This window comes from Cellulosimicrobium composti (assembly GCF_010287905.1).
Lineage (GTDB): Bacteria > Actinomycetota > Actinomycetes > Actinomycetales > Cellulomonadaceae > Cellulosimicrobium > Cellulosimicrobium composti.
The window spans coordinates 1-15,422 of record NZ_JAAFAN010000049.1 but is presented as its reverse complement, the minus strand read 5'-3'; the positions used below and the strand labels follow the sequence as shown (position 1 = coordinate 15,422).

At 76.8% G+C, this 15,422-nt stretch carries 13 protein-coding genes; 9 read left to right on the top strand and 4 right to left on the bottom strand.

Features of this window, described 5'->3' with window-relative positions:
* On the bottom strand, positions 1 to 1,416 hold the full coding sequence (locus GYH36_RS13985) for a glutamyl-tRNA reductase (RefSeq protein ID WP_162290141.1): 1,416 nt from the start codon (positions 1,414 to 1,416) through the stop codon (positions 1 to 3).
* A gap of 50 nt (positions 1,417 to 1,466) precedes the next feature.
* Here GYH36_RS13985 and hemE point away from each other — a divergent pair, with 50 nt between their 5' ends.
* From hemE to hemL, 6 genes are all read left to right on the top strand, one after another.
* Positions 1,467 to 2,627, top strand: a complete 1,161-nt coding sequence (gene hemE / locus GYH36_RS13980; protein WP_081772238.1) for a uroporphyrinogen decarboxylase — start codon at positions 1,467 to 1,469, stop codon at positions 2,625 to 2,627.
* Positions 2,624 to 4,102, top strand: coding sequence for a protoporphyrinogen/coproporphyrinogen oxidase (locus tag GYH36_RS13975; protein WP_162290140.1), 1,479 nt, complete (start codon positions 2,624 to 2,626; stop codon positions 4,100 to 4,102). The genes hemE and GYH36_RS13975 overlap by 4 nt, the downstream gene beginning before the upstream one ends.
* A 149-nt stretch (positions 4,103 to 4,251) precedes the next feature.
* The gene (hemC, locus tag GYH36_RS13970; protein WP_051471493.1) at positions 4,252 to 5,382 is read left to right on the top strand and encodes a hydroxymethylbilane synthase; all 1,131 of its coding nucleotides are present in this window, start codon (positions 4,252 to 4,254) and stop codon (positions 5,380 to 5,382) included.
* Positions 5,379 to 6,374, top strand: a complete 996-nt coding sequence (locus tag GYH36_RS13965) for a uroporphyrinogen-III synthase (RefSeq protein ID WP_162290139.1) — start codon at positions 5,379 to 5,381, stop codon at positions 6,372 to 6,374. The genes hemC and GYH36_RS13965 overlap by 4 nt, the downstream gene beginning before the upstream one ends.
* Positions 6,371 to 7,405, top strand: coding sequence for a porphobilinogen synthase (hemB, locus tag GYH36_RS13960; RefSeq protein ID WP_162290138.1), 1,035 nt, complete (start codon positions 6,371 to 6,373; stop codon positions 7,403 to 7,405). Before GYH36_RS13965 ends, hemB begins: the two co-directional genes overlap by 4 nt.
* Positions 7,402 to 8,811: a glutamate-1-semialdehyde 2,1-aminomutase gene (gene hemL, locus GYH36_RS13955; RefSeq protein ID WP_024839892.1), complete on the top strand. Its 1,410-nt coding sequence runs from the start codon at positions 7,402 to 7,404 to the stop codon at positions 8,809 to 8,811. The genes hemB and hemL overlap by 4 nt, the downstream gene beginning before the upstream one ends.
* Positions 8,812 to 8,923: 112 nt before the next feature.
* On the opposite strand, the gene GYH36_RS13950 is transcribed toward hemL, so the two are convergent.
* The 3 genes from GYH36_RS13950 to GYH36_RS13940 all read right to left on the bottom strand — a co-directional run bounded on the left by GYH36_RS13950 (position 8,924) and on the right by GYH36_RS13940 (position 11,376).
* The gene (locus tag GYH36_RS13950; protein WP_024839893.1) at positions 8,924 to 9,517 is read right to left on the bottom strand and encodes an HdeD family acid-resistance protein; all 594 of its coding nucleotides are present in this window, start codon (positions 9,515 to 9,517) and stop codon (positions 8,924 to 8,926) included.
* A gap of 165 nt (positions 9,518 to 9,682) precedes the next feature.
* Positions 9,683 to 10,783, bottom strand: coding sequence for a DUF2330 domain-containing protein (locus GYH36_RS13945; protein ID WP_024839894.1), 1,101 nt, complete (start codon positions 10,781 to 10,783; stop codon positions 9,683 to 9,685).
* 110 nt (positions 10,784 to 10,893) lie between these two features.
* Complete coding sequence (locus GYH36_RS13940) at positions 10,894 to 11,376, bottom strand: hypothetical protein (protein ID WP_162290137.1); 483 nt, start codon at positions 11,374 to 11,376, stop codon at positions 10,894 to 10,896.
* Positions 11,377 to 11,626: 250 nt separating this feature from the next.
* Between GYH36_RS13940 and GYH36_RS13935 the strand changes: the two genes are divergently transcribed.
* The 3 genes from GYH36_RS13935 to GYH36_RS13925 all read left to right on the top strand — a co-directional run bounded on the left by GYH36_RS13935 (position 11,627) and on the right by GYH36_RS13925 (position 15,297).
* The gene (locus GYH36_RS13935) at positions 11,627 to 11,965 is read left to right on the top strand and encodes a metal-sensitive transcriptional regulator (RefSeq protein WP_024839896.1); all 339 of its coding nucleotides are present in this window, start codon (positions 11,627 to 11,629) and stop codon (positions 11,963 to 11,965) included.
* 27 nt (positions 11,966 to 11,992) lie between these two features.
* The gene (locus GYH36_RS13930) at positions 11,993 to 12,367 is read left to right on the top strand and encodes a heavy-metal-associated domain-containing protein (protein WP_115941698.1); all 375 of its coding nucleotides are present in this window, start codon (positions 11,993 to 11,995) and stop codon (positions 12,365 to 12,367) included.
* A 299-nt stretch (positions 12,368 to 12,666) separates the two neighbouring features.
* Positions 12,667 to 15,297, top strand: a complete 2,631-nt coding sequence (locus GYH36_RS13925) for a heavy metal translocating P-type ATPase (RefSeq protein WP_115941697.1) — start codon at positions 12,667 to 12,669, stop codon at positions 15,295 to 15,297.
* Positions 15,298 to 15,422: the final 125 nt, after the last annotated feature.

Sequence of the window (15,422 nt, the reverse complement as noted above, 5' to 3'; positions counted from 1 at the left end):
TCAGCGCGCGGCGGGCTCCGGGACCGGTCCGGGGTGCGCCGGGGGCGTGGTGCCGGCTGCGGCGTCGGCGAGCGCCTGGGCGTCCGCGACGACGGCGCGCTCCTCGGCGCGCGCGGCCTCGACGGCCTCGGCGCGCGCGGCGACGATCGCGCGGTGCAGGTCGGCGTGGACGCGGCGGCGCACGTCGCGCGCGATCTCCTCGGCCTCGTCCGGCTCGACGGTCTCGCCGTCGGCCTCGCGCAGCGCGACGACGTCCGCGACCTCGAGCGCGATGCGCCGCTCCGCGTCCGCGAGCAGCGCGACGACCGCGGTGTCCGCGGCGCGGCCGAGCCGGGTCTCCTCGAACGCGCGCGTCGCGTCGTCGACGATGGCCCGCGCCTGGGCGACGAGGTCGGACGCGATCGACGGCGAGTGCGCGGCGAGCGTCGCGAGGTCGTAGAGCAGGACGCCCTCGACGTCGGCAACGCGCGGGTCGACGTCGCGGTGCAGCGCGAGGTCGAGCACGACCGTCGGGCGGGCCTCGGGCTCGTCCCCGGCCCGGACCGCGGCGCGTTCGCGCGCCCGGACCACGGCGGCGGCGTCGAGCACGTGCTCGATCGCCTGCTCGCGCCGCTCGGCGCCCGGACGTGCGGCGTCCGCCGCGAGCGCCCGCCCGCGCGCGCCGCTGCACGACACCACGAGGTCGGCGTCCTCGAGCGCGGCGACGAGGTCCGTCACGGCCTCGACGCCGCGGGCGGCGGCGAACTCCTCGGCGCGCCCGGACTGCGAGTACACGCGCACGTCGTCGCACCCGAGCGCCCGCAGCGCGGCGAGGCTCGCGCCCGCGTAGGAGCCGGTGCCGATGAGCACCGCGCGCACCTGGTGCCACGGCGGCAGCTCGGCGGCGGCGAGGTCGAGGCCGAGCGCGACGACGGAGCGGCCCGCGCCGCCGAGCGTCGTCTGCGTGCTGACCTTCTTGGAGGTGCGCGACGCCGTCTGGAAGAGGAGCTCGAGCGTCGAGGACGTCACGCCGTCGGCGTGCGCCGTCTCGAGCGCCCGCTTGACCTGGCCGGCGATCTCGCGCTCCCCCACGACCATCGAGTCGAGCCCCGACGCCACCGCGAACAGGTGCTCGGCGACCTCGGTGCCGGCGCGCGTGCGGAACGACGCGAGCGCCTCGTCGACCGCGACGCCCGACGCGTCGGCGACCATGCGCGCGACGTGCTCGGTCGCGTGCTGCACGCCCGTCCCGTCGAGGGGGGCGTCCACGTCGAGGTACAGCTCGAACCGGTTGCACGTCGCCAGGACGACGGCACCGGTGATCACGTCGCACGCCGCGACCGCGGAGCCGCCGATCGAGTGGGCCCCGGCGGAGAGTCGCTCCAGGGCGTCGAGGTCGAGCTCGTGGTGGCTGGCCGTGAGGGAGAGAAGAGCCACAGTGCCTCCGATTTAATCATTCACCGGGGAGAGAGGCAGAATCGGTAGCTGTGATTCCTGTCGCCCTTTCCGCGGGCCATCCCCTGACCGACGGCCGCACGGACCGTTCACCGCTCGTGGAGGCCCTGCGCGCGGGCACGACGGGAAATCGCCCGGAAATGACACCGGTGTGGTTCATGCGCCAGGCGGGCCGCTCGCTCCCGGAGTACCGCGCCGCGCGCGAGGGCGTGAGCATGCTGGACTCGTGCCTGCGCCCGGACCTCGCGTCGGAGATCACGCTCCAGCCGGTGCGCCGGCACGGCGTGGACGCGGGCATCTTCTTCTCGGACATCGTGGTGCCGCTGCGCCTCGCGGGCGTCGAGGTCGACATCGCGCCGGGCGTCGGTCCCGTGATGGGCCAGGCGTACCGGACGCCCGACGACGTCGCGCGCCTCGTGGAGACCGAGCTCACCGAGGAGTCGCTCGCCCCGATCGTCGAGGCCGTCGCGCTGACCGTCGACGCGCTCGGCACGACGCCGCTCATCGGGTTCGCCGGGGCACCGTTCACGCTCGCCGCCTACCTCGTCGAGGGCCGGCCGTCGCGCGACCACCTCGCGGCGCGGGCCCTGCTGCGCGGCGACCCCGAGACGTGGCAGCGCCTCGTCGACTGGGCGGCCGACCTCACGGGCACGTTCCTGCGCGCGCAGGTGCGGGCCGGCGCGAGCGCGGCGCAGCTCTTCGACTCGTGGGCGGGCTCGCTCTCGCTCGCCGACTACGCGGCCGGCGCAGCACCCGCGAGCACGCGCGCGCTCGGTCACGTCGCCGACCTCGGCGTGCCCGTCGTCCACTTCGGCACCGGCACGGGCCACCTCCTGCCCGCCATGCGCGACGCCGTCACCGCGGCCGGGGTCCGGGACGTCGCCGTCGGCGTCGACTACCGCACCCCGATCGACGAGGCGGCGCGTCTCCTCGCCGACGGCCACGCCCCGGTCCCGGTGCAGGGCAACGTCGACCCCGCACTGCTCGCCGCGCCGTGGGACGTGCTGGAGGCGCACGTGCGCGACGTCGTGCGCCGCGGCCGCACCGCGCCGGGGCACGTCGTCAACCTCGGCCACGGCGTCCCGCCGGACACCGACCCGGACGTCCTGACGCGCGTCGTCGGGCTCGTCCACGCGCTCTCGGGCGAGGCCTCCGAGCGCGACGACGCCACGGAGGAGGCGACCGGACGGTGAGCACCGAGCCGACGACGTCCCGCACCCCGGAGCCCGCCCCCGCGACCCGCGAGGGGGTCGAGAGCGCCGACGCGGTCGTCGTCGGCGCGGGAGTGGCCGGCCTCACCGCGGCCCGGTCGCTGCGTGCGCGCGGCCTGCGCGTCGTCGTGCTCGAGGCCGCGGACGTCCCCGGCGGTCCCGTCCGCGGTGGTGACCTGCCCGGTCTCGACGGCGTCCGCGTGGACCTCGGCGCGGAGTCGTTCGCCGTGCGCGGGACGGCCGTCGGCGCGCTGGTGCGCGAGCTCGGTCTCGACGTCGTCGAGCCCTCGGGCGCGGGCGCCTGGGGCTACGCCGCGGGCCGCGCCTACCCCCTGCCGCGCGCGGGCGTGCTCGGCATCCCCGCGCACCCGTGGTCGCGCGACGTGCGCCGCGCCGTCGGCCTCGGCGGTGCCGTGCGCGCGAGCCTCGACCGCGTGCTGCCGCGCCGCTTCACGGACCTGCGCACGCTCGAGACGTTCACCCGCTCGCGCATGGGCGCGCGCGTGACCGAGCGCCTCGTCGCGCCCGTCGCGGGCGGCGTGCACTCGGCGCCCCTCGACCGGCTCGACGTCGCCGCCGTCGCGCCCGGGCTGCGCGAGGCGTTCGAGCGCGAGGGGTCGCTCGCGCGTGCCGTGGCGTCGCTGCGGGCGCTCGCCCCCGCAGGGTCCGCCGTGCGCGGCATCGACGGCGGCCTGCACCGCCTCGTCGAGGAGCTCGCCGCCGAGGCGGACGTGCGCCTGCGGCACGAGGTCACGGCCCTCTCGCGCCGTACGCCGCCGGGCGCGGCGACCCCGTGGTGGGTGGTCCGGGCCGAGGCCCCGGCAGGGCCGGTCGAGGTCGTCGCACCGCGGCTCGTCGTGACGACCCCGGCGCTCGTCGACGCGGTCGGGCCGCTCGTCGGCACGGCCGCCGACCCGCTGCCGGACCCGGAGCCCGGCGCGGACGTGCGCATCGTGACCCTCCTCCTGCGCGCTCCCGAGCTCGACGACGCGCCGCGCGGCACGGGCATGCTCGTCGCGCCGCCGCACCGGGACGCGGGCCGGGCGGCCCCGCCACCCGACGTCGAGGCGAAGGCCTTGACCCACTCGACGGCCAAGTGGCCGTGGCTGCGCGAGCGCGTGCGCGCCGCCGCCGGCCCGGGCCACCACGTGGTGCGCCTCAGCTACGGACGCATCGGGGCGACGTCGGAGCCGGAGCTCGACCGCGTCGTCGCCGACGCGTCGCGCCTGTTCGGCGTCGACCTCCGCGGCCGCGTCCTCGGGCACGTCGTGACCCGCTGGAACGGCGCGCTCCCCCCGCCCACGCCGGCCTTCCGGCGCGAGGTCGCGGCGTTCGTCGCCCGCGTGGACCAGGTGCCCGGGCTCGCCGTCACGGGCGGCTGGATCGCGGGCACCGGGCTCGCGTCGATCGTGGGCCACGCCCAGGAATGCGCGGAGCGCCTCGCCGCCGAGCGGTGAGGGAATCCTCCCGACAATCCAGGGAATACCGGGTCGGAAAAACGCGGTGAAATCGACCTGACAACTCGTCCTGATCTTTCCTGACCGGTCGTCAGGACCACGTCACCCCAGGCGGCGGACGTGTTCTCCGACGTGCGCATTTTCGTGGAATGCCCAAGTGGGGAGAGACTGGGACCGTGACCCCTGCAGGTACCCCTCCCCTCCGCGTGGGGACGCGCGGCAGCGCCCTCGCCACCACCCAGACCGGGCACGTCGCCCGACGCCTCGAGGAGCTGACCGGCCGGGACGTCGAGATCGTGCGCATCCGCACCGACGGCGACGTCCTCACCGGGTCCCTCGCCCAGATGGGCGGCACGGGCGTGTTCGTGACCGCGCTGCGCGAGGCGCTCCTGGACGGCCGCTGCGACGTCGCCGTCCACTCGCTCAAGGACCTGCCCACCGGCCAGGCGCCGGGCCTGACCGTCGTCACGCCCGAGCGGGAGAACCCGCGCGACGTGCTGTGCGCGCGCCACGGGCTCACCGTCACGACGCTGCGCCGCGGCGCGCGCGTCGGCACCGGCTCGCCGCGCCGCGCCGCCCAGCTCCGCTCCGTGCGGCCGGACCTCGACGTCGTCGACATCCGCGGCAACGTCGACACGCGTCTCGCCCGCGCGCTCGGACCCGACGCCGACCTCGACGCCGTCGTGCTCGCGTACGCGGGCCTCGCGCGCCTCGACCGGCTCGACGCCGTGTCCGAGGTGATCGACACCGCGATCATGGCGCCCGCCGCCGGCCAGGGCGCCCTCGCCGTCGAGGTCCGCACGTCCTCGCTCGACGACCCGGTGCTCGCCCGCGCGCTGCGCGACCTCGACCACGAGCCGACCCGCCTCGCCGTCCTGGCCGAGCGGTCGCTGCTCGCCCGGCTCGAGGCGGGCTGCGCCGCGCCCGTCGGCGCGCACGCGCTGGTCGAGGACGACGAGATCGTGCTCACGGCCGTCGTCGCGCGCGTCGACGGCGCCGAGCAGCTCACGCACTCCGCGCGCGTCGCGCTCCCCGCGGGGACGGGGTCGCCCGCCGCCGCGCGCGCCGCCCGGGACGACGCCGCACGCGGGCTCGGCACGCGCGTCGCCGACGCCCTGCTCGCCGACGGCGCCGCGCGCCTCGCCCCGCTGCGCGAGACCGGGCCCGAGGGCAGCCGTGAGGCCCGTGCGGGCTCCGCCGCACCGACCTCGTCGACCCGGGCGGTCGAGACCGCCCGCGAGCAGCTGCGCGACGGCGGCTACCGCGGCGAGGCCGGATGACGCCCGGACCGATGCGCGACCCGTCGCGCGGCCCCGCCCCCGTCGTGCCGCCCCCGCCGGCGAGCACGGGGCGCCGCGACCGCGACGCCGCGTCCGACCGACCCGCGTCGGACGCCCGTGGCCCGCTCGCGGGTCGCGCCGTCCTCGTCCCGCGCTCGCCCGAGCGCGCGGCCGGGCTGGCCGCCGCGCTCCGCGACGCGGGCGCCCGCGTCCTCGTCAGCCCCGCGATCGAGCGCGCCCCCGTCGAGGACCGCGCGCCCGTCGACCACGCCGTCGCGCGCCTCGTGCACGGCGACTTCGCGTGGGTCGTCGTGACGAGCGTCAACGCGATCGACGAGCTCGTCGCGAGCGCCGCCCGCCAGGGCGTCGCCCTCGGCGACGCCGCCCGCCGGGCCCGCTGGGCCGCCGTCGGGCCCGCGACCCGCCGCGCCCTGGAGGCGGTCGGCATCGCCGTGGACCTCGAGCCCGACGAGAGCTCCGCCCGCGGCCTCGTCGCCGCCTTCGCAGCCCTCGCCTCCGACGGAAGCCCGAGCACCTCCGGCCGCCCCGCCGCCGGGGCCGACCCGACCGGCCTGGTGCTCCTCCCGCAGGGGGACCTCGCCGCGCCGACGATGCACGACGGCCTGCACGACCTCGGGTACGTGCCGCACGTCGTCACCGCCTACCGCACCGTCACGCACGCGCTCGCGCCGGAGGTCGTCGCAGCGTGGCGCGGGGGCGAGGTGGACGCCGTCGTGCTGACGTCGGGCAGCGTCGCGCGCGAGGTCGCGCGGCAGCTCGGCCCGCGCGACGACGTCGCGGGCGTCGCGATCGGCGACCCGACCGCCCGGGCGGCGCGCGAGGTCGGGCTGCGGCTCGACGTGGTCGCGGACCGCCCGACCGACGCCGCGCTCGCGACCGCGGTGCGCACCGCCCTCACCACCGTCCCGTCGGACGGTCACGCGCCCTCGACCGGGGGCGCCGACCCGAGCGACCAAGGAGGCCCCTCGTGACCCACCAGCTCCCCGCCGGGCACCACCGGCCCCGCCGGCTGCGGACGAGCCCGCGCGTGCGGCGCCTCGTCAGCGAGACGCGCGTGCACGCGTCGGACCTCGTGCTCCCGCTGTTCGTCAAGGAAGGCCTCGACGCGCCGCGCCCCATCTCGTCGATGCCGGGCGTCGTGCAGCACACCGAGGCGACGCTCGCGGACGCCGTGCGCGACGCGGCGCGCGCCGGGGTGGGCGGCGTCATGCTGTTCGGCATCCCCGCCGAGCGCGACGCGACCGGCACCCAGGCGGACGCCGAGGACGGCGTCCTGCAGCGCGGGATCCGGGTCGCGGTCGAGGCGGCGCGCGAGCACGCCGGGGGCGGGCCCGTCGTCATGGCGGACACGTGCCTCGACGAGTTCACCGACCACGGGCACTGCGGGGTGCTCACCACCGGGCGCGACGGCTCCGTCGTCGTCGACAACGACGCGACGCTCGACCGGTACGCGTCGATGGCCGTCGCGCAGGCGCGCGCGGGCGCGGACGTCGTCGCGCCGTCCGGGATGATGGACGGCCAGGTCGGCGTGATCCGCGAGGCGCTCGACGCCGCCGGGTTCGACGACGTCGGCATCCTCGCGTACTCCGCGAAGTACGCGAGCGCGTTCTACGGGCCGTTCCGCGAGGCCGTGGACTCCGCGCTCCAGGGCGACCGCCGCACGTACCAGATGGACGCGGGCAACGCGCGCGAGGGGCTGCGCGAGGCGGACCTCGACCTCGCCGAGGGCGCGGACATGGTCATGGTGAAGCCCGCCGGGTCGTACCTGGACGTGCTCGCGGCGGTCGCGGAGATGTCGCCCGTGCCGGTCGCGGCGTACCAGGTGTCGGGCGAGTACGCGATGATCGAGGCCACCGCGGCGAACGGCTGGATCGACCGGCGCGCCGCCGTCACGGAGTCCGTCCTCGGCATCAAGCGTGCCGGCGCGGACGTGATCCTCACCTACTGGGCGACGGAGCTCGCGGGCTGGCTGGACGAGAACGACGGAAGGACGCGGGCATGACGGACACCGGAGGCTTCGGGACGGCGGAGGCCGTCCAGGCGGAGAACGCGGCGCTCTTCGGGGAGCCGGGCGGCGCGGACAACCACGCCGCGTTCGTGCGCGCGCAGGGCGTGCTCCCGGGCGGCGTGAGCTCGCCCGTGCGCGCCTACGGGTCCGTGGGCGGCGACCCGCGGTTCCTCGCCTCGGCGCGCGGCCCGTACGTGACCGACGTCGCGGGGCGCGAGTACGTCGACCTCGTGTGCTCGTGGGGCCCGGCCCTGCTCGGGCACGCGCACCCCGACGTCGTCGCCGCGGTCCAGGAGGCGGCGGCGCACGGGCTGTCGTTCGGCGCGCCGACGCTCGGCGAGGTCGAGCTCGGCGAGGAGATCCGCCGCCGCGTGCCCGCCGCGGAGCGCGTGCGCCTCGTGTCCACGGGCACCGAGGCGACCATGACGGCGATCCGGCTCGCGCGCGGCGTGACCGGGCGGGACGTCGTCGTGAAGTTCGCCGGCTGCTACCACGGGCACGTGGACGCGCTGCTCGCCGAGGCGGGCTCCGGCGTCGCGACGCTCGCCCTGCCCGGCTCGGCCGGCGTCACGGAGGCGACGGCGGCGGAGACGCTCGTGCTCCCGTACAACGACCTCGCCGCGGTCGAGGCGGCGTTCGCGGAACGCGGCTCCGAGATCGCGGCCGTCATCACCGAGGCGTCGCCCGCGAACATGGGCGTCGTGCCGCCCGCGGAGGGCTTCAACGAGGGCCTGCGCCGCATCACGGCCGCGCACGGCGCGCTGCTGATCCTCGACGAGGTGCTCACGGGCTTCCGCGTCGGGCCGAGCGGCTGGTGGGGCCTGGAGAACGCGACCCTGCGCGCGCAGGGCGCCGACGGGTACACGCCCGACCTGTTCACGTTCGGCAAGGTCGTGGGCGGCGGCATGCCGGTCGCGGCGGTCGGCGGACCGGCGACGGTCATGGACCAGCTCGCGCCGCTCGGACCCGTCTACCAGGCGGGCACGCTGTCCGGGAACCCGGTGGCCGTCGCGGCGGGCCTCGCGACGCTGCGCCTCGCCGACGAGGCGGTGTACGCGCGCGTCGACGAGGTGTCGGGCGTGCTGTCCTCGGCCGTGGGCTCCGCGCTCGACGCCGCGGGGGTCGCGCACCGCGTGCAGCGCGCGGGCTCGCTGTTCTCCGTGATGTTCGGCGAGCTCGCCGCGAGCGCGGGCGTGCGCGACTACGCGCAGGCCCAGGCGCAGGAGACGTTCCGCTACCGGGCGTTCTTCCACGCGATGCTCGACGCCGGGGTCAGCCTGCCGCCGTCGGTGTTCGAGGCGTGGTTCGTCTCGGCCGCGCACGACGACGACGCCGTCGCGCGCGTCCTCGACGCGTTCCCCGCGGCCGCCCGCGCCGCCGCGGAGGCGACGCCCGCCTGACCCGCGCTTGCGCCTACGCCGAACACGGGGTTGGTGTCGTTCTCCGGCGGATCACGACACCCACCCCGTGCTCGGCCGCGCGGAACCCCGTGCTGGGCGGCGTGGGTGGCGGTCAGGAGGTCGCGGCGCGGCCGGCCCGTCGGCCGAGCGAGCGGATCTGGAAGCCGAACGCGACGAGCATGACGCCCCAGACGATCGCGAAGAGCGCGAGCAGCCAGACGATCGACACGAGGCCCGCGTTCACGTTGAACAGCACGAGCAGACCGAAGACGATGCCGAGCAGGCCGGCGACGACGCCCCACCCCCAGCCGCTGCCGGGCACCTTGCGCAGGTCGAGGCTTGCGACGGTCTGGAAGAGCCCGTAGACGACGGCCCAGAAGCCGACGATCCACGTGAGGACGATCGCCGTCTTGCCCGGCCACACGAGCAGCACGACGCCGACGGCGAGGCTGAGCACGCCCATCGTCACGAGGACGGCGGTGCCGTTGCCGGTGCCCCGGCGCCGGATGCCCTCGACGATCTCGACGACGCCGTCGACGACCGCGAAGATCCCGACGACCCAGATGATGACGGCCGCGGTCTTGTCCGGCCACGACAACGCGACGATGCCGAAGAGGATGGCGAGCACGCCGCGGAGCACCGGCCAGTACCAGACCTGCTTCGCGGTGGTCGAGAACGCGGTGAGGATCGGGTCCTGCGTCGTCATGGTCACTCCCCGTGCCGAGGTGACGGGCCGGGCGCACCGGCCGCCCGGCGGCCCGTGGCGCCTCCCGCTTCGCCTCCATGGAACACCCGCAGGTCACGCGTGTCGCGGCGAGCCGCGCGCGGGGCCTGCGCGCGGGGCCTGCGCGGGGCCTGCGTGCCGGTGGTCTCAGGCCCCGGCGGGCCGTGGGGCGAGCGTCGGCGCGGGGGCGCGCCGGCGTCGTCCGGACCAGATCACGAGCACGGCGAGCGCGAGCACGCCGGCGAACGCGAGCACGGGGCCCGCGAAGAACGGGCCGATCCGCCGGTCGGCGACGACGGAGTACGTCGGCGTGTACGCGACGTCGGCGGCGGCGGGCGCGAAGACGAAGTCGGAGACGATCTCGGTGCCCGGTTCGGTGAACACCTGCTCGTGGGACGTGACGAAGCCGCCCGCCCGGAGCAGCGCGGCGAGCTCGGCGGACTCGACGGTCGCCGGGTCCACGCGACCCGCGAACCGCACCGTCGGCTCGTACGCCTCCGCGGTCGGGTCGACGCGGTCCACGCGGTGGTCGGCGAGCACGTACGTGCGGGTGCTCTGCGTGTCGTCCGCGACGGCGGACATGCGCATCGGGTAGACGAGCGAGCTGCTGGGGAACGTGACGCGCAGCGGCTGGAGCGTCCCGTCGAACGTGGCGGCCTCCTCGGGTGCGAGGCGCGCGGCGACGAACGACCACCCGTCCTGCACGTAGGGCGCGAGCGCGGTCTGGATCGTCTCGGGGAGCTGGAAGCCGCGCTCGGTGAGCCACGCCCCGAGCGAGCCGGCGTCGCTCGCGCCGAGCGTCGTCACGTCGAGCGGCCCGAGCCGGACCTCGCCGAGCACCGCGACTCCGGCGGCACCCCCGGCGCCGTCGCTCCCGGAGCCGAACCCGAGCTCGGGCCACCACCGGTGGTCGGAGACGACGGCGCGCGGCGCGGTGAGGGCGTCGAGCTCACGGAACACCTCGGGGTCGGCGAGCGCGACCTCCGCGGGCGCGGGCGTCGGCAGGATCAGCCCGACCTCCGGCGCGTTGGACAGCGCGTCGAGCTCGAGCAGCACGGTCTGCGTCGTGCCGTCCCACTGGAGGACGGCGGTCTCGCTCGAGACCGACGTGTCGTACGCGGGGCCGTCCACGAGGCCGCCGCACGCGCACGCCCCCGCGGGCGGCGCCGCGACCACGGTCCCCGCCGCGAGGGCGAGCGCGACCGCCGCCGCGCGCACCGCCCGTGGTGCTCGTGTTCCCCTGCTCATGCTTGGGAGGGTAGGAGCGCCCCGGGGGTGGCGCGCGGCGAGCGTCGAATCGTGATGGGCCCGTGACAGCACCGTGACCGGTCGCCCGGCACGGGCCGTCGTGGGGAGGGTCAGGCGACGGCGGCGGAGACGCCGAGGTGGACGAGGACGCCGATGACGACGGCCCACGCCGCGACCGCGGCGACGCCCCAGACGAAGACGCGGGTGCGGGGCGCGCCGAACCCGACCATCGCGGCGGCGGTGACGTGGCTCGGCAGGAGCAGCGGCCCGAGCAGGCTGACGCCCGGGACGCCGTAGCGGTCGAACACGCGGCGCACGCGCTGCATCTTGGGAGTGGCGCTCTTGGTGCGGCCGCGCGTCACGCCCGCGCGTGCCGCGCCGGCGAGCCAGACGACGGCCGCGAGCGCGAGCGCGTTGCCGACGATCGCGACGGGGATGGAGATCCGCACGTCGAGCCCTGCGACGACGCCGAGGGCCGCCCCTCCCTCGGCCTCGACGTACGGGACGGCGCCGGCGACGAGCACGCCGACCCAGCGCAGGAAGGGCGGAAGTGCCTGGGTGAGCTCCTGGAGCCAGGAGACGATGTCGGTCATGGTGTGCCTCTCGTCGGTGGGATGCGTCCAGACTCCTGCCGACGTCGCGGGTTCGGCAGTGCGCGGTGTCACCGGCTCGCGTGGGCGCCTCACGCCCGGGCGGTGACACGTGTCATGACGATGCCCGCGCCGTCGTCGGCCTGCCACGGGATACCCGAAGGGGGTATGCTTCAGGTACCCTGGTGGGGTATGGATGAGGCGAGCGTCCCACCACGGTGCGGACGCCGCCGCGCCTGACGAGGAGGAGAGCATGACCGACACGCCCGACGCTCCCGCCGTCGCGGTCGAGCACGCGGACCACGCGGGCCCGCACGGGTACGCGTCCGACAAGGAGGCGTACCTCAAGCGGATGCGCCGCATCGAGGGGCAGGTACGCGGCATCGCCCGCATGATCGACGAGGACGTCTACTGCATCGACATCCTCACGCAGGTCTCCGCCGTCACGAAGGCGCTGCAGGCCGTGAGCATCGGCCTCGTCGAGGACCACCTGGGCCACTGCGTCGTCGACGCGGCCCGCCAGTCCGAGGAGGAGGGCGCGGCGAAGGTCAAGGAGGCCGCCGACGCCATCGCCCGCCTCGTCCGTAGCTGAACCCCCCATCCCCACCCGAGGAGCACCATGAGCACCGTCACCACCCTGGGCGTCACCGGCATGACCTGCGGCAACTGCGTCGCGCACGTCACGAAGGACCTCGAGGCCGTGCCCGGAGTCGAGAACGTGAGCGTCGAGCTGCGCGTCGGCGGCGCGTCCGAGGTCACGGTCTTCTCCGACGACCCGCTCGACGAGGCGGCGCTGCGCGAGGCGGTCGACGAGGCCGGCTACGAGGTCGCGTCGCTCGAGGTCCAGGAGGACGCCCTCGCCGCCCAGTACGCCGAGCAGGCCGCGGAGAAGCAGGAGGCGCACTCGTGCGCGTGCGGATGCGGCACGGCCCCGGCCGAGGGGGCCGCGCCCGCCACGAAGACGTACGACCTCCAGGTCCCGCCCCGCGCCTGACACGGTCCCCAGTCACGCCGCGCACCCGGCACGACCCGCGACGCCCGTCCCGGCAGGACGAGCGCCGTGACCACCGCCCGGGTGCCCGACGCCGGAGCCCGCCTCGCGCACGCGAGTCGCCTCCGCCGTCGGGCACCTCGGAGCACCACCCCGCGGACCGCCCGCCGACCGTCGCCACCGCGACCCGGGCCCTCCGCGCCGCGCCCGCCCGCACCGGCGGACGCCCCCGCCGCGACGCCCGCCACCCCGGGCCGCCGCCGGTGACCTCCACCCGAGCACCCGTCGTAGGAGTCACCCTGATGACCGCCCAGCCCACGCCCACCCCGACCGCCTCCGGCCCCGCCGACGGCCGACCGTTCGCCGAGGTCGACCTCGCGGTCGAGGGCATGACGTGCGCGTCGTGCGTGGCGCGCGTCGAGAAGCGGCTCAACCGCGTCGACGGCGTCACCGCCACCGTCAACCTCCCGCTCGAGAGCGCGCACGTCGTCCTCGCCGCCGACGTCACCGACGCCGACCTCGTCGCCGCCGTCGAGAAGGCGGGCTACACCGCCCGCGTCACCACCCGCCGCACCCCGGTCGACCACGCCGCCACCTCGGCGAACCAGCCCTCTCCCCCGCCGAACCAGGCCGTTACCCCGCCGAGCCCGGCCTCTACCTCAGCGGACCGGGCCCCTACCTCGACGGACCGGGGCGAGCCGAGCGACGAGGCGGTGGGGGCGGCCCCGCGCCGGCGCACCGACGCCGCCGTCACGACCGGACCGAACCCCCTCCCGAGCACCGACCGCGGCACGGACCTGCGGCGACGGCTCCGCGTCGCGGCCGTCCTCACCGTCCCGATCCTCGCGCTCTCGATGGTCCCGGCGCTGCAGCTCACCGGCTGGCAGTGGGTCGTCGCGGCGCTCGCGCTGCCGGTCGTGACGTGGGCCGCGTGGCCGTTCCACACGGCAGCGTTCCGCGCGGCGCGCCACGGTGCGTCGACGATGGACACGCTCGTGTCGCTCGGCGTCGTCGCGGCGACGCTGTGGTCGCTGTGGGCGCTGCTGCTCGGCGGTGCGGGCGAGCTGGGGATGCGGATGCAGCCGACGCTCGTCCCGTCGCGCGACGAGATGGGTCCGCCGGAGCTCTACTTCGAGGTCGCGGCGGTCGTCACGACGTTCCTGCTCGCGGGCCGGTACGCGGAGCACCGGTCGAAGCGCCGGGCGGGCGACGCGCTGCGCTCGCTCCTGGAGCTGGGCGCGAAGGACGCGGAGCGCGTGGTCCTGGGGCCGGACGGGGCGCCGCGCACCGGTCCGGACGGCACGCGGCTCACGGAGCGCGTCCCGGTCGCGGGCCTCGCGGTGGGTGACGTGTTCGTGGTGCGGCCGGGCGAGAAGGTCGCGACGGACGGCGTGGTGCTGGAGGGAGCGAGCGCTGTCGACACGTCGCTGCTCACGGGCGAGCCGGTGCCGGTGGACGTCGGCCCGGGCGACGACGTGACGGGCGCGACGGTCAACGCGTCGGGCGCGCTGCTGGTCCGCGCGACGCGCGTGGGCGAGGAGACGACTCTCGCGCAGATCGGGCGCCTCGTGACGCAGGCGCAGACGGGCAAGGCGCCGGTGCAGCGGCTCGCGGACCGCATCTCGGCGGTGTTCGTGCCGGTCGTGCTGGTGCTGGCGGTCGCGACGCTCGTGGGCTGGCTGCTCGCGGGGGCGGGGACGCAGTTCGCGTTCACGGCGGCCGTGGCGGTGCTCATCATCGCGTGCCCGTGCGCGCTGGGGCTCGCGACGCCGACGGCGCTGCTCGTCGGGACGGGGCGCGGGGCGCAGCTCGGCGTGCTCATCAAGGGGCCGGAGGTGCTCGAGTCGACGCGCCGCGTGGACACGGTCGTGCTCGACAAGACGGGCACGGTCACGCGGGGTGCGATGGCGCTCGAGGCGGTCGTGACGCCGTCGGGCCGCACCGCGCTCGCGGACCTCGCGGGCGACACCGCCGCGCTCGACGCCCTGCGCCACGCGGGGGCGGTCGAGGCGCTGAGCGAGCACCCGATCGCGCGCGCGGTGGCGGCAGCGGCGCGCGAGGTCTCCGCGCCGGTCGACGCGCAGGGCACGGAGCCCCGGGTCGGGGCGGACGGCGTCGTCGTCGGGTCGCTGCAGGCGCTCGACTTCCGCAGCGCGCCGGGCGGCGGGGTCGAGGCCGTCGTCCGCACGGCGCACTCGGGGCTGTCGCTCGGGACCGACGGCGGTGCAGGGCTCCACGCGCGGCGCGTGCTCGTGGGTCAGCCGTCGTGGCTCGCGCGCGAGGGCGTCGCACCGGACCCGGCGCTCGACGACGCGTTCGCCGCGGCGGAGTCGTCGGGCGCGAGCGCGGTCGTCGTCGCGTGGGGCGGCCGTGCGCGGGCGGTGCTCGTGCTGCGCGACCCGGTGAAGCCGACGTCGGCCGAGGCGGTGCGCGAGCTCCGCGGGCTCGGGCTGCGGCCCTACCTGCTCACGGGTGACGGCGAGGGCGCGGCCCGCGAGGCGGCGCGCGCCGTCGGGATCGCGGAGCAGGACGTGGTCGCGCGCGTGCTCCCGGACCAGAAGGTCGACGTCGTCGCGCGCCTCCAGCGCGAGGGGCGCGTCGTCGCGATGGTCGGGGACGGCGTGAACGACGCCGCGGCGCTCGCGACGGCGGACCTCGGGCTCGCGATGGGCACGGGGACGGACGTCGCGATCGAGGCGAGCGACCTCACGCTCGTGCGCGGCGACCTGCGCACCGCGGCGACGGCGATCCGGCTCTCGCGCCGGACCCTGCGGATCGTCCAGGAGAACCTGTTCTGGGCGTTCGCGTACAACGTCGCGGCGATCCCGCTCGCGGCCGCGGGCCTGCTCAACCCGATGATCGCGGGCGCGGCGATGGCCGCGAGCTCGGTGATCGTCGTCGGGAACTCGCTGCGCCTGCGCCGCGCCGCCTGAGCCGACCCGCCCTTCCTCGGCGTCGAGCACGGGGTTGGGGTGGTTTTAGCGCGGGGATAGGCGGGGACCCCCGGGGGGGGGGGGGGGGGGGGGGGGGGGGGGGGGCGGGGGGCCGCGGCGGGGGG

Coding starts and splice junctions, on each gene's coding strand:
- hemC (WP_051471493.1), top strand. CDS start 4,252: ATGCCCAAGTGGGGAGAGACTGGGACCGTGACCCCTGCAGGTACCCCT.
- GYH36_RS13965 (WP_162290139.1), top strand. CDS start 5,379: ATGACGCCCGGACCGATGCGCGACCCGTCGCGCGGCCCCGCCCCCGTC.
- hemL (WP_024839892.1), top strand. CDS start 7,402: ATGACGGACACCGGAGGCTTCGGGACGGCGGAGGCCGTCCAGGCGGAG.
- GYH36_RS13950 (WP_024839893.1), bottom strand. CDS start 9,517: ATGACGACGCAGGACCCGATCCTCACCGCGTTCTCGACCACCGCGAAG.
- GYH36_RS13945 (WP_024839894.1), bottom strand. CDS start 10,783: ATGAGCAGGGGAACACGAGCACCACGGGCGGTGCGCGCGGCGGCGGTC.
- GYH36_RS13940 (WP_162290137.1), bottom strand. CDS start 11,376: ATGACCGACATCGTCTCCTGGCTCCAGGAGCTCACCCAGGCACTTCCG.
- GYH36_RS13935 (WP_024839896.1), top strand. CDS start 11,627: ATGACCGACACGCCCGACGCTCCCGCCGTCGCGGTCGAGCACGCGGAC.
- GYH36_RS13930 (WP_115941698.1), top strand. CDS start 11,993: ATGAGCACCGTCACCACCCTGGGCGTCACCGGCATGACCTGCGGCAAC.
- GYH36_RS13925 (WP_115941697.1), top strand. CDS start 12,667: ATGACCGCCCAGCCCACGCCCACCCCGACCGCCTCCGGCCCCGCCGAC.